This window comes from Gordonia sp. AC31, from assembly GCF_031844505.1.
Lineage (GTDB): Bacteria > Actinomycetota > Actinomycetes > Mycobacteriales > Mycobacteriaceae > Gordonia > Gordonia hongkongensis.
In genome coordinates this window covers 182230-195630 of sequence record NZ_JAUZVK010000003.1, presented here as the reverse complement: position 1 = coordinate 195630, position 13401 = coordinate 182230, and the positions used below count along the sequence as shown (strand labels likewise).

9 protein-coding genes are annotated in these 13401 nt (G+C 70.7%); 5 read left to right on the top strand and 4 right to left on the bottom strand.

Annotated features, from left to right (window positions below):
• Positions 1-2: 2 nt before the first annotated feature.
• Entirely contained in the window at positions 3-482 is a 480-nt protein-coding gene (locus Q9R39_RS05245; protein WP_004021668.1) for a gamma-glutamylcyclotransferase, read from the bottom strand.
• A 243-nt stretch (positions 483-725) separates the two neighbouring features.
• Here Q9R39_RS05245 and Q9R39_RS05240 point away from each other — a divergent pair, with 243 nt between their 5' ends.
• The 3 genes from Q9R39_RS05240 (at position 726) to Q9R39_RS05230 (ending at position 4088) form a co-directional block, all read left to right on the top strand.
• The gene (locus tag Q9R39_RS05240; RefSeq protein WP_058250647.1) at positions 726-2129 is read left to right on the top strand and encodes an NAD(P)H-quinone dehydrogenase; all 1404 of its coding nucleotides are present in this window, start codon (positions 726-728) and stop codon (positions 2127-2129) included.
• A 109-nt stretch (positions 2130-2238) separates the two neighbouring features.
• Complete coding sequence (locus tag Q9R39_RS05235) at positions 2239-3642, top strand: hypothetical protein (protein ID WP_211538157.1); 1404 nt, start codon at positions 2239-2241, stop codon at positions 3640-3642.
• Positions 3639-4088 carry a hypothetical protein gene (locus Q9R39_RS05230; protein WP_223258846.1) on the top strand — a complete coding sequence of 150 codons (450 nt, stop codon included), beginning with the start codon at positions 3639-3641 and terminating at the stop codon, positions 4086-4088. The genes Q9R39_RS05235 and Q9R39_RS05230 overlap by 4 nt, the downstream gene beginning before the upstream one ends.
• A 22-nt stretch (positions 4089-4110) precedes the next feature.
• Here the strand turns inward: Q9R39_RS05230 and glpK are convergent, their stop codons facing one another.
• Positions 4111-5598, bottom strand: a complete 1488-nt coding sequence (gene glpK / locus Q9R39_RS05225) for a glycerol kinase GlpK (RefSeq protein ID WP_211538249.1) — start codon at positions 5596-5598, stop codon at positions 4111-4113.
• Between the two features lie 76 nt (positions 5599-5674).
• On the opposite strand from glpK, the gene glpD reads away from it, so the two are divergent.
• Both glpD and Q9R39_RS05215 read left to right on the top strand, forming a co-directional pair.
• Positions 5675-7417, top strand: coding sequence for a glycerol-3-phosphate dehydrogenase (glpD, locus tag Q9R39_RS05220; RefSeq protein ID WP_311277171.1), 1743 nt, complete (start codon positions 5675-5677; stop codon positions 7415-7417).
• Between the two features lie 90 nt (positions 7418-7507).
• Entirely contained in the window at positions 7508-7930 is a 423-nt protein-coding gene (locus Q9R39_RS05215; protein WP_211538156.1) for a pyridoxamine 5'-phosphate oxidase family protein, read from the top strand.
• A 16-nt stretch (positions 7931-7946) separates the two neighbouring features.
• On the opposite strand, the gene Q9R39_RS05210 is transcribed toward Q9R39_RS05215, so the two are convergent.
• Positions 7947-8738 (bottom strand): DNA-formamidopyrimidine glycosylase family protein, encoded by a 792-nt coding sequence (locus Q9R39_RS05210; protein WP_211538155.1) that lies wholly within the window; start codon positions 8736-8738, stop codon positions 7947-7949.
• Between the two features lie 8 nt (positions 8739-8746).
• The gene (locus tag Q9R39_RS05205) at positions 8747-13360 is read right to left on the bottom strand and encodes an ATP-dependent helicase (RefSeq protein ID WP_211538154.1); all 4614 of its coding nucleotides are present in this window, start codon (positions 13358-13360) and stop codon (positions 8747-8749) included.
• Between the last annotated feature and the right edge of the window lie 41 nt (positions 13361-13401).

Here is a 13401-nt window from a genome sequence, read left to right as displayed (position 1 = left end):
TTCTATTCCGCGGGCCCCGGTCCGGGTCCGACATTGCGCGACTCGCGCAACCGGAGGTCCTGCACATACTCCGCGGGTGCGCCGGCGATCTCCGCCGCCTCGGCCATGACGCCGAGGTAGCGCGCCGAGGGCAACCCGCCCTCGAAGGCGTCGAGGACGTACAACCAGGCCAGTACCGGGCCGTCGGCGGTGTCGACGCGGGCGCGGATCTTGCGGTGGATGCCGAGCTCGGAACCCTCCCACCGGTCGAGCAGATCCTCATCCTCGGTGGTGACGTCGTAGAGAACCACGAACACCCGGGCGTCGGGGTCGTCGCGGTCCTCGGTGACCGTGGCCAGGGACCCCTCCCACCCGATGTCGCCGCCGCCGAACGTCAGACGCCAGCCGCGGAGCCATCCGGTGCCCGACATCGGGGAGTGCGGCGCGCGCTCGGCCATCTGCTCGGGATGCATGTTGGATCCATAGGCGGCATAGATGGGCACGGATGGAGCCTAGATGGTCTCCGCCGAGTCCGGAAGGCGACACCGTGGCCCGGCCCCGGTGTGCGACCACGTTCACAACGACGGACCCGCCCGACTAGTTTGGTAGGCGGCGCGAACGGGGTCGACCGTCTCGCGCGACCCGAGGAGCGTGTCACCCCGCGTTCCCGTCGAGCCACGACACACAGCCGGGCGCAGCTTCCCCACGAAGGACGCGGCGAGCCGGCGTGGAGAACAGGAGTCACAGTGACCAGGATCGTCATCATCGGCGGAGGACCCGCGGGTTACGAGGCGGCGCTCGCGGCGGCCGCCTACGGGGCCGACATCACGGTGATCGATTCGGACGGGATCGGCGGTGCCTGCGTGTTGTGGGACTGCGTCCCGTCCAAGACGTTCATCGCGTCCACCGGCATCCGCACCGAGGTCCGTCGCGCCGTCGACCTGGGCATCAACATCAAGACCGACGACACCTCCGTCACGTTGCCGCAGATCCACCAGCGGGTCCGCGACCTCGCGTTCGCCCAGTCCGCGGACATCCGCTCGCGACTCATCAGCGAAGGCGTGACGCTCGTCTCCGGTACCGCCGTGCTCGACGAGCGGCAGGTCGGCGTCTCGACGCATACCGTCGTCGCGACCCTCGCCGACGGAACCACCGAACGCTACGACGGCGATGTGGTCCTGCTGGCGACCGGCGCCTCGCCCCGCGTGCTGCCCGACGCCCAGCCCGACGGCGAGCGCATCCTCACCTGGCGTCAGCTCTACGACCTCGAGGAGCTGCCCGAGCACCTCGTCGTCATCGGTTCCGGCGTCACCGGCGCCGAGTTCGTCCACGCCTACACCGAACTGGGCGTCAAGGTGACGCTCGTGTCGAGCCGCGACCGGGTCCTCCCGCACGAGGACGAGGACGCCGCGCTGGTGCTCGAGGACGCACTCGCCGAACGCGGCGTCGAACTGGTCAAGCACGCCCGCGCCGACAAGGTCGAGCGGCACGGCGATTCGGTCACCGCGCATCTGGCCGACGGCTCGACCGTGACCGGCAGTCACGTGCTGATGACCGTCGGTTCGGTCCCCAACACCACCGATCTCGGACTCGATCGTGCCGGGGTCGCGGTCGGCAAGGGCGGTTACATCGAGGTCGACCGGGTGTCCCGCACGTCGGTCGCGGGGATCTATGCGGCCGGCGACTGCACCGGGCTGTTCCCGCTGGCATCGGTGGCCGCCATGCAGGGCCGCATCGCGATGTACCACGCACTCGGCGAGGGCGTGAGCCCGATCAAGTTGAAAACCGTTGCGTCCGCGATCTTCACGCGACCGGAGATCGCCACGGTGGGGGTGTCGCAGAACGCCATCGACACCGGTGAGTACCCGGCGCGCACCGTGATGCTGCCGTTGGCCACCAACCCGCGCGCCAAGATGAGCGGTCTGCGCCGGGGCTTCGTGAAGATCTTCTGCCGGCCGGCCACCGGTGTGGTCATCGGCGGTGTCGTGGTGGCGCCGAACGCCTCCGAACTGATCCTGCCCATCGCCCTCGCGGTGCAGAACAAGCTCACCGTCGGTGATCTGGCCCAGACGTTCTCGGTGTACCCGTCGCTGACCGGGTCCATCACCGAGGCGGCGCGGCAGCTGGTTCGGCACGACGACCTGGACTGAGCGCCGCCCGCCCGCTGTGCACAGCCGGTGCCGGTGTGCGCCGCCGGGTGCGTCGTCACGGTAGGGTCGGACGAATTCGTTCGTCCCGGCCGGCGACCAAGGGGGTGTCGTGAGCTCGCCGCAGCAGTCCTACAACACCTACGGCAGTCGCAACGACCGCGCGTTCGCTCGCGGTCGCACGCAGTGGGCGGGCATGAGCATCGACGAGATCCTCGACGTCCTGAGCACGATGGAACCCGGTCGTGCCGGCGGTGACGTCAACACGATCCTGCAGGCGATCGAGTCCGTCCGCCGCGCGGCCGAACGGATGCACGCGATGTTCGGCGACGGCATGCTCGGTCAGGCTTCCGACGCGGCGCTGGAGGCGGGCCGGTCGCTGTCGGCCGATCTGGCGACAACCTCGGAGACCGCCGGTCAGATCGGGGATGCGCTGGCCGGCGCGACGGGCATCCTCGGGTCGGCTCGCGGGCAGGAGGGACGGTTGCGTGAGCTACAGCAGCACATCCGTGACAATCCCGAGGACGCGCCGGCGGTCCGGCACGAGGTCGACCGGGCGATGACGGGCGCCTACTCCTCGCCGATGATCGGGCTGCAGCGCTCCCTGCCGAACGACCCGTCCGGGGCGAACGGGGTGACCGCAGGACTCGGCGGCGGGCCGACCGCAGGCGGTTCCGGGGCCGCGGGCTCCGGGCCGGACGCTCCCCGCGGTCAGGCCGCCAACACCGTCGACGCCGGCGACTTCGGGCGTGCCACTCCGACTGCCGGGCCGGTGCCGGTCGCTGCGGGCGGTCCACCGCCCGGTGGCGGCGGACCCGGTGCGTCGTCGACGCCGCCAGGGCCTGCGGGTCCGGGCGGCGGACCATCCGGTCGTGGCAACACGGACGGCCCCGACGGGTTGGTGCGTGGTGGTCGGGCGACGCCCGAGTCGACGACCCGCGGCGCCGCGGCTCCGGGAACGCACCGGTCGGAGGGCGCCGACGGGATCGGCGAGAACAGCGGATCCGGTTCCGGTGCCGGTGCGCCGGCGAGTGGAGGCGCCGGGGTCCCGGTCGCGATGCCCGCTCCCGGCTTGCTCCCACCCGCATCGGCGCCGACGCCGACCCCGGGCGCCGGCGGCTCACCGACGCCGGCGACCCCCGCCACCGCCGGGCCGGTTGCCCAGCGCCCGACGGGGATGCCGCTCGCCGGGGCCCCGGGCGGCGGACGGCGGCCCGGCGCCGACGACGACAGCCACCGGGCCGCGCCGTACCTGCACACACGGGAACACGGCGCGCAGCTCGTCGGCGACATGCCGCTCGTCGGTCCGCCCGTCATCGGCGACTGGATCCGGCAGGCCTCCCCGGCGGTCGACGACGCCGCGCCGGCCGGGCCGGATCAGGCCTTGTCCCTGCGGCCCGCGGCACCCGGCGACGCCGTCTCCCGGACCCCCGTCGACGGTGCGGCGCAGGGGATCTCGGACGACACCGGTGCACCGGCGGGCGGTTCGGCCACGTCGAAACCGGAGACCGTGTGAACGCCGGACTGAAGCGTGTCGACCGGTTACCGGGCGGCGTCGCCCGCCTCGTCGACTCGGTGCCCGACGAAGACCTCACGGCGTGTCTGCACCTGATCGTCGCGACCGTCCTGGACGTCACGGCGGTCTCGACGCCCGAGATCCGGGAGGCGATCAGCCAGTGGCGGCGGCAGGGCGGTGCGTCGACGGCCGGCATCGCACGTCTGCGGCTCGTCGCGGCACAGCACGACTTCGACGCCTTCGCGCATCAGCGTCGTGGCGACGTGGACGCCCAGCGCGACAGCTTTCGCCGCGCCCGCGCCGTTGACTGCCTGGTAGCCGCGATGTCGACGCCCGCCGCTGGTGAGTCACTGCGCGATGCGCTCCGCGAATCGGCCTACGAGGCCGCCGCGGCACTGGGCGGCACGGCCGGTGTGGTCGCCATCCTCGCCGACCACGTGATGTGAGGCGGCGGCGCCGTCGCGCCGGTCAGGTCAGGCCGAAGCTGTGCTCGACGGCTCGGTTCCATCCCGCGTAGAGGCGGTCGCGGTCGTCGGCGGCCATCCCGGGCTCCCACCGGCGGTCTTCGGCCCAGTTGGCGCGGATGTCGTCCTCGCTCTCCCAGAAACCGACGGCCAGGCCGGCCGCATAGGCCGCGCCCAGAGCGGTCGTCTCGTTCACGACCGGCCGCACGACGGGTACGTCGAGGATGTCGGCCTGGAACTGCATGAGCAGTTCGTTCACGACCATTCCGCCGTCGACCTTGAGCGTCGACAGTTCGACCCCGGAGTCGGCCTGCATCGCCTCGATGACCTCCCGCGTCTGAAAGGCGCTGGCTTCCAGTGCGGCTCGGGCGATGTGGCACTTGTCGGCGAACCGGGTGAGACCCACGATGACGCCGCGGGCATCGGGGCGCCAGCGCGGCGCGAAGAGTCCGGAGAACGCCGGCACGAAGTAGACGCCGCCGTTGTCGTCGGCCCCGGCCGCCAGCTTCTCGACGTCAGATGCCTGCGGGATCAGGCCGAGATTGTCACGCAGCCACTGGATGAGCGAACCGGTCACCGCGATCGAACCCTCCAGCGCATAGCGGGCCGGCTCGTCGCCGATGCGGTAGCAGACGGTGGTGAGCAGTCCGTGCTCACTGAAGACCGGCTCGGTACCGGTGTTGAGAAGCAGGAAGTTCCCGGTGCCGTAGGTGTTCTTGGCCTCGCCGGGGTCCAGGCAGGCCTGGCCGAACGTCGCTGCCTGCTGGTCCCCGAGGATGCCCGCCAGCGGCACGCCCGGTAGCGGTCCGTTGCCGCGAAGGGCGCCGAAATCGCCCGAGGAGCTGCGGATCTCGGGCAGCATGGCCATCGGGATGCCCATCTCGGCGCAGATGTCGGGATCCCACTGCTGAGTCCGGAGGTCCATGAGCATCGTCCGCGAGGCGTTCGTGACGTCGGTGACGTGCTGGCCGCCGTCGACGCCGCCGGTCATGTTCCACGCCATCCAGGAATCCATGGTGCCGAAGCACAATTCACCGTTCTCGGCGCGTTCGCGGAGGCCGTCCACCGAGTCGAGGAGCCAGCGGGCCTTCGGGCCGGCGAAATAGGTGGACAGCGGCAACCCGGTGCGGTCGCGATAGCGGTCCATGCCCACGTCGCCGGCGAGCTCGGTGCACAGGTCGTCGGTGCGCGTGTCCTGCCAGACAATGGCGTTGTGCACCGGCTTGCCGGTCTCGCGATCCCAGATCACGGTGGTCTCGCGCTGGTTGGTGAGTCCGCACGCGACGATGTCCTTGGCGGTCAGCTCGGCCGAGGCGAGGGCCGCGGCGCCGACGCGGCGCGTGTTGCGCCAGATCTCGGCGGCGTCGTGTTCCACCCAGCCTGCCCGCGGAAAGATCTGTTCGTGTTCGAGCTGCTCGACGCCGACGACGCGACCCTCGTGATCGAAGATCATCGCCCGGGTCGAGGTGGTGCCCTGGTCGATCGCCGCCACGTATTTGCCTGACCTACCCACGCCGGACAGTGTCGCACGCTGTCGAGGCCACAGAGATCAATTAGGCTCAGCAACCATGAACACCGAGTTCAACCCGGACCGGCCCGCCGACATGGGGCCCCTCTACCGCGCCGAGGCGTGGCGGAGGTTCGGGGAGGAACAGTTCGACGTGGTGGTCATCGGTGGCGGCGTGGTGGGTGTCGGTGCCGCACTCGACGCCGCGACACGCGGTCTGCGCGTGGCGCTCGTCGAGGCGCGCGACATCGCTTCGGGCACATCGAGCAGGTCGTCGAAGATGTTCCACGGTGGGCTCCGCTATCTCGAGCAGCTCGAATTCGGCCTCGTGCGTGAGGCTCTACGCGAACGCGAGTTGTCGCTACGGTTCCTCGCGCCGCATCTGGTCAAGCCGTTGCCGTTCCTGTATCCGCTCACGCAACGGGTGTGGGAGCGGCCGTATGTCGGAGCCGGCATCTTCCTCTACGACCGGATGGGCGGCGCCAAGTCCGTTCCCGGACAGCGTCATGTCACCCGATCAGGTGCCCTGCGCGTGGCGCCGGCACTCAAGCGCAGCTCGCTCATCGGCGGGATCCGGTACTTCGACACCGTCGTCGACGACGCGCGGCACAGCCTCACGGTCGCCCGCACAGCGGCCAATTACGGTGCGGTCATCCGGACCTCGACCCAGGTCACCGGATTCCTGCGCGAATCCGACCGGGTGCTCGGAGTCCGGGTGCGCGACACCGAGAACGGCGATGTGACCGAGATCCGTGCCCACTGCGTGATCAACGCCGCGGGGGTGTGGACCGACGAGGTGCAGGCACTGTCCAAGCAGCGCGGGCATTTCAAGGTCCGGGCCTCCAAGGGCGTGCACATCGTGGTGCCGCGCGACCGGATCGTCAGCGAGACCGCGATCATCCTGCGCACCGCCAACTCGGTGCTGTTCGTCATCCCGTGGGAGACGCACTGGATCATCGGCACCACCGACACCGACTGGAACCTCGACCTCGCGCATCCGGCCGCCACCCGCGCCGACATCGACTACATCCTCGAACGCGTCAACGAGGTCCTGGTCACCAAGCTCAACCACGACGACATCGAAGGCGTCTACGCCGGCCTCCGGCCGCTGTTGGCCGGGGAGGACGACGAGACCTCGAAGCTGTCCCGGGAACACGCGGTCGCGACCGTCGCGCCCGGACTCGTGTCGATCGCCGGCGGCAAGTACACCACCTACCGGGTGATGGCCGCCGACGCCGTCGACGCGTGCGACGACTTCATCCCCACCCGGGTGGCGCCGTCGATCACCGAACGCGTCCCGCTGCTCGGGGCGGACGGTTACTTCGCGCTCATCAACCAGTGCGAGCACCTCGGACGCCGATTCGGGTTGCACCCGTACCGGATTCGCCGGTTGCTGAACCGCTACGGCTCGCTGATCGACGACGTGCTGTACTACGCCGACGGCGACAAGAGCCTGCTGCAACCGCTGGCCGCGGCGCCGCAGTATCTGCGCGTGGAGGTGGTGTACGCCGCGGTCGACGAGGCGGCGCTGCACCTCGAGGACGTCCTCGCCCGGCGGACCCGCATCGCCATCGAATACTCCCATCGTGGCGTCGACTGCGCCGACGAGGTCGCCGACCTGCTGGCGCCCCTCCTCGGCTGGACCACCGAGCAACGCGACTTCGAGGTGGCGACCTACGTCGCGCGCGTGGAGGCCGAGGTGGCATCGCAGCAGCAACCCGACGACGACTCCGCCGACGCCCTGCGCGCCGCGGCCCCCGAGGCCCGGGCCGAGATCCTGGAGCCGGTTCCCGTTCCGAAATGACCTGGCTCCGGTCGAGTCGGGACGTTGGCCTCTGTCTCCGCCCCCTGATGCCGCGGCACGATCGGGGTGGGGGAAGAAGGAGGCGAGATCATGGTCGACGAACCGGTACGGGTACTCACTCCCGACCAGGCCTGGGATCTGTTGGGAGGAACCGAGCTCGGTCGGATCGCATTGGCCGTCAACGGTCAACCCGACATCTTCCCGGTGAACTTCCATGCGCACGACGGCCGCATCCTGCTGCGGTCCGGCGAGGGCACGAAATTGTCGGAGCTGGCTGTGAATTCCCGGGTGGCGTTCGAGGCCGACGGACACACCGAGACCGACGGGTGGAGTGTCGTTGCCAAGGGGACGGCGCGGATCCTGGTGTCGCTCCACGAGATCGAGGCGGCCGACCAGCTGCCGCTGCGCCCGTGGATCGCCACGATGAAGTACAACTACGTGGAGATCGCGGTCGACTCGATCACCGCCCGCCGCTTCGAGTTCGGGCCCGAACCGGAGCGCTACCCCGTGTGAGGGGGCCTCGGTCGGATCACACCTGGCACCGTGGACACCAGTAGACGGATCGTTCGCCGCCGGGGGATTCGAGTTCGCCCCGCTTCACCGGGGTGGCGCAGCGCCGGCACAGCCGCCCGTGGCGTCCATAGACCCACATCCGCGCATTCGGCGACGTGTTGCCCGTGGTGGTACGGGCCGACCGCATCCGGTTCGCCCACAGCAGGCGTCGGCTGAGGTCCACGACCGGCCCGAGGTCGACCTCGCCGACCGGCCGGGTCGGCAGGACTCGCCGCAGGAAACAGATCTCGCTGCGGAAGACGTTGCCGATTCCCGCGATCAGCCGCTGGTCGAGCAAGGCCGCACCGATCGTCGCGTCCGGGTCGGAACCGAGGCGTCGGATCGCCTCCTCGCGATCGAAGTCGTCGGCGAGCAGGTCGGGGCCGAGGTAGGCGAGCGCGGCGTCGGGGTCGGCGAGCAGTTCCAGTACGCCGAGGTCGAAACCGACCGCCTCATGGTCGGCGGTGCGCAGGACCGCGCGGGCCTGGTAGGCCGGGCGGCGCCACCGTTGCCCCCGCGGGTGCACGTGCCAGGCGCCCTCCATCTTCAGATGCGAGTGGATGCTGAGGGTGTCGCCGACACCCGGACCGCTCTCGGCGACGTCGATCAGCAGGTGCTTGCCCACCGATCGCACCGCGAGGACCTCGCGTCCGGAGAGGTCCGCGGTGGCCAGCGACGGGATGCGGAAGTCCGACGACTCGAGCACCCGTCCCGCGAGCCCCGCCCGCAGTCGTGCGGCGGCCGCGTAGACGGTGTCGCCCTCAGGCATGATCCGCCTCAGGCATGATCACCGAAACGCAGCCGGATGCCGCGCGGGGTCGTCGAGAATCCCGCTTCGACGAGCACCTTGCCGAAGTCGGTGGCGCGCACGGGTTCCGAGTCGATGTGGTCGATCGTCAGACGTGCGATCCGGCCCTTCCGGACCAGTGCGACCAGCGCGCCCGCGGCCGACTCCAGCCGCGGGATCGAGTCGCTGAACGTCAGCAGCGTCTTGCCGCCGCGTTCGACGAAACACACCACGTCACCGTCGACGATGACCACGAGCGCCCCCGGTTTGCGGCCCGGGCGGTGACCGGCCTCGGTGTCGCGAGACGCCGGCCACTCGAGCGCCGCCCCGTAGGGATTGGCCGGGTCCGTCGCGGCCAGCACGGTTGCCTCGCGGGGCGCTTTGCGATCGGGCAGCGCGTGCCGGCGCAATTCGTCGACGGTGGCCGGCGAGGCGAACTGCGCCCCGCCGAGGCCGTCGACGTAATAACCGCGACGAACGTGTCCGTTGTCCTCGAAGACGGTGAGGGCCTTGTAGACCCGCGCGAAGCCGCCGGTCACCTCCTCCGAGACGACGCTGCCGCGCGTGATCACGCCGTATCGGGTGAGCAACTGATCGCAGAGGCACTGCGTGGCTATGGTCGGCTCGGTGGACGGGTGGTCGAGGGCGAACCAGCGGCCACTCGCCGTCGGCGACACCGGGGGAGCGACGGAGTGTTCGGTGAGGTACCGGGCCGACAGGCGGCCGGCGCGGAGCCGGGGTGCGCGTCCGCGTGCCCGATGCGCGGGCGCCGAGCGCGGTGCGGACGGGCTGCGCCGCGGTTGCAGCAGGGCTCGGACGGGCGCGAAGCTGTCGTTGCTGACCCGCCCCGCCCACACGAGGTCCCACAGGGCACTCTCGATGTCGGCGGCCGGCGTGGTGGTGCCGGTGCTGATGTCGGCGGCGATCTGTGGGAACCGCAGGGCACCACCGGGTTCGAGTGCGGCCGTGACCCCGTCGTGGACCGGGGTGGTGTCGATCTCGTCGGCGTCGGGCAGCGTCAGGACGGCGACGTCCGCGGGATGCAGCGCCACCCAGCCGTCGGAGTTCCCGATGCGGCCGTGTCCGGACCAGATGACCTCACCGGCGCTGAGCAGTTCGTCGAGCATCGGCGCTGCGTAATCGGACACCCGGGCCGGCAGTACGAGGGACTCCCACGCCGACGCCGGCAGCGGGAACCCGGCCAGCTGGTCGATGACCGTCGCCACTCCGTCGACACCCCGGAGCTGGGTGCCCGACGACGCGTGCTGCCAGTCGAGGAGGAACCGGGTGAGGACGTCGGTACCGACGGGAGCCACCTCGGCGCGGCTCGCCGCCAGGGAACCGCGCCGGATCTGACCCAGCACGTCGCTGTGACACCACTGGCCCTCGCGAGGTGTGGCCTCGCCGCTCTCCGGCAGGAAATCACCTTCGACGACGCGTCGCTCTGATGCGAGACGGTTGAGGGTGTCGCGCACGACCCCGGTCGCGATACCCAGAGCCGCGGAGGCCTCGGGCACGGTGAACGGGCCATGGGTGCGGGCGTACCGGCCGATGAGGTCTCCGACGGGGTCGGGCACCTCCTCGAGATAGGCCGCCGGGATGCCGAGAGGTGCGGGCACCCCGAGGGCGTCACGGAGGCGGGCGGTGTCGTCGATGGCCGCCCACAGCGCACGTGCGTTGTGGTTGACCGAGATGATCTGCCCGACCCGGTGCAACTCGGTGAGCAGGTCGGCGGCCGGCTCGTCGCCGCGATACCGGGCCGCGACCTCCTCGGTGGTGAGCGGGCCCAGCCATCGCAGCAGGTCGACGATGTCCTCGGCGTCGCGCGCCTGACGCTCGGGGGACAGGCGTTGGAGCCGGGCGATCACGTCGGCGATGACCGCCGGATCGAGGAGCTCGCGCAGGTCGACGCGCCCGAGCAACTGGGCCAGCAGGCTGGTGTCGAGGGAGAGGGCGGCCGCGCGGCGCTCGGCGAGCGGCGCGTCGTCGGCGTACATGAAGGCTCCCACGTACCCGAACAGCAGCGACGCGGCGAAGGGAGACGGGCTCTGGGTCTCGGTCTCCACCACCCGGATCCGGCGCGTGCGGATGCGGGTCAGCAGATCGAGCAGGGCGGGGAGGTCGTAGACGTCCTGCAGGCATTCGCGGACGGCTTCGAGCACGATCGGGAACTCGGGGAATTTGGATGCGACGGAGAGCAGTTGGGCGCTGCGCTGGCGCTGTTGCCACAACGGGGCGCGCCGGCCCGGATCTCGGCGCGGCAAGAGCAGGGCGCGGGCGGCGCATTCGCGGAAACGGGACGCGAACATCGACGAGTCGGCCAGACCGTCGGTCACGAGTTGCTCGACCTCATCGGGGTCGAGGAGGAACACATCGGCTCCGGGTGGGGCGTCGTCGGTGTCGGGCATTCGCAGGATGATGCCGTCGTCGGAGGCGGTGGTGGCGCCCTCGATGCCGAGGGTCTCCAGCAGGCGCTGCGAGATGGCACTCGCCCAGGGGGCGTGCACACGTAAGCCGTAGGGGGAGTGGAGGATCACCCGCCAGTCGCCGAGTTCGTCGCGGAACCTCTCGACGACCAGCGTGCGGTCGGTGGGCAGGTGTCCGGTCGCCTCGCGCTGCTCGGCGATGAGTGTCGCGAGGTTGCTGCGGGCGTTGTCGGTGAGGCCGAGCCGGTCTGCCTGGTCGTCGAGCTTCCCGGGATCGGCGATCGACTGGGTGAAGGCGCCGATCGCGGCGCCCAGTTCGGCGGGGCGTCCGATCGCGTCACCGATCCAGAACGGCAGCCGGCCCGGTTGACCGAACGCGGGGGAGACGAGTACGCGGTCGTGGGTGATGTCCTCGATCCGCCAGCTGGTGGCGCCCAGCGCGAACACGTCGCCGACCCGGGACTCGTAGACCATCTCCTCGTCGAGTTCGCCTACGCGAGTGGCCTTCTCGCCGACCATGAACACGCCGAAGAGCCCGCGGTCGGGTATGGACCCGCCCGAGGTGACGGCGAGCCGCTGGGCGCCGCGCCGGCCGGTGATGACTCCGGCGTCGCGGTCCCAGTTCACCCGGGGGCGCAGTTCGGCGAACTCGTCGGACGGGAAGCGGCCCGCGACCAGGTCGAGGGTCGCGTCGAAGACGCCCCGGCCCAGTTCACGGTAGGGCGCCGCGCGCCGGACGACCTCGTACCAGTGATCGACCTCGAGGTCGTCGACCGCGGCCGCCGCGATGGTCTGCTGGGCGAGGATGTCGAGCGGATTCTGCGGGACCTTGATCTCCTCGATCGCGCCGTCGAGCATCCGGCCCACCGTCACCGTGCAGTGCAGCAGATCGGTGCGGTGCTTGGGGTAGAGGATGCCCTGGCTGATCTCGCCGACCTGGTGCCCGGCGCGGCCGATCCGCTGCAGTCCACTCGCCACCGACGGCGGGGACTCCACCTGGATGACGAGATCGACCGCACCCATGTCGATGCCGAGTTCGAGTGAGCTGGTGGCCACCACACACGAGAGGCGGCCGGCCTTCAGGTCGTCCTCGATCTGGGCGCGCTGCTCCTTGCTGACCGAGCCGTGATGGGCGCGGGCGAGAACCGGCTCGGCGCCGGAGCTCGCGCCGCTGCCCATCACGAACGCCGGGGCGCCGCCCGCGACCGACGGATTGCCGGTCGGTTCGGCAGTCTCGCCGTGGCGCTCGGCGTGGATCTCGTTGAGCCGAGCGGTGAGCTTCTCGGCGAGGCGTCGGGAGTTGGCGAAGACGATCGTGGCGCGGTTCGCCTCGATCTGGTCGACGATCGAGGCCTCGACGTACGGCCACAACGAGCCGGCAGTCGGCGAGAATGCGTCGTCCAGCGCCGCGGGATCGGCATCGGACACCGGCGGCGGGATGTTGGCCATGTCCTCGACGGGGACGTCGACGCGCAGGTCGAATGTCTTGTCGGCCTTGGGTTTGACCACCTGGCACGGCGCGGCGCCGGACAGGAACCCCGCGACCACCTCGGGCGGGCGGACCGTCGCCGAGAGGCCGATCCGCTGGGCAGGTTTGTCCAGCAGTTCGTCGAGGCGCTCGAGGGTCAGCGCGAGATGGGTACCGCGTTTGGTCGCGGCGACCGCGTGGACCTCGTCGACGATGATCGCCTCCACGCCGGTGAGACTCTCCCGCGCGGCCGAGGTGAGCATCAGGTACAGCGACTCGGGGGTCGTGATGAGGATGTCGGGTGGGGTCTTGACCAGCGCTCGCCGATCGGCGGCGGAGGTGTCGCCCGACCGCACGCCCACGGTGATGTTGGGCTCCGGAAGGTTCAGTTCCTGGGCCGCCCGCGTGATGCCGGTCAGCGGGGCCCGCAGGTTGCGTTCGACGTCGACGGCCAATGCCTTGAGTGGCGAGATGTAGAGGACCTTGGTGCCGGCGGGCCGCGAGTCCGGGTCGGCGGCGAGGCGGTCGAGGGCCCACAGGAACGCGGCGAGGGTCTTGCCCGATCCGGTGGGGGCGATGACCAAGGTGTGCGAGCCGTCGGCGATCGACGTCCACGCACCCTTCTGCGCGGCGGTGGGAGCGGTGAAGGCGCCGGAGAACCACCGTCGGGTGGGGGCGGTGAAGCGGTCGAGCACCGAAGCGCGGGGCATCTCTCCACTATGTCTCACGCGTACGACAGAACGCGGTATAG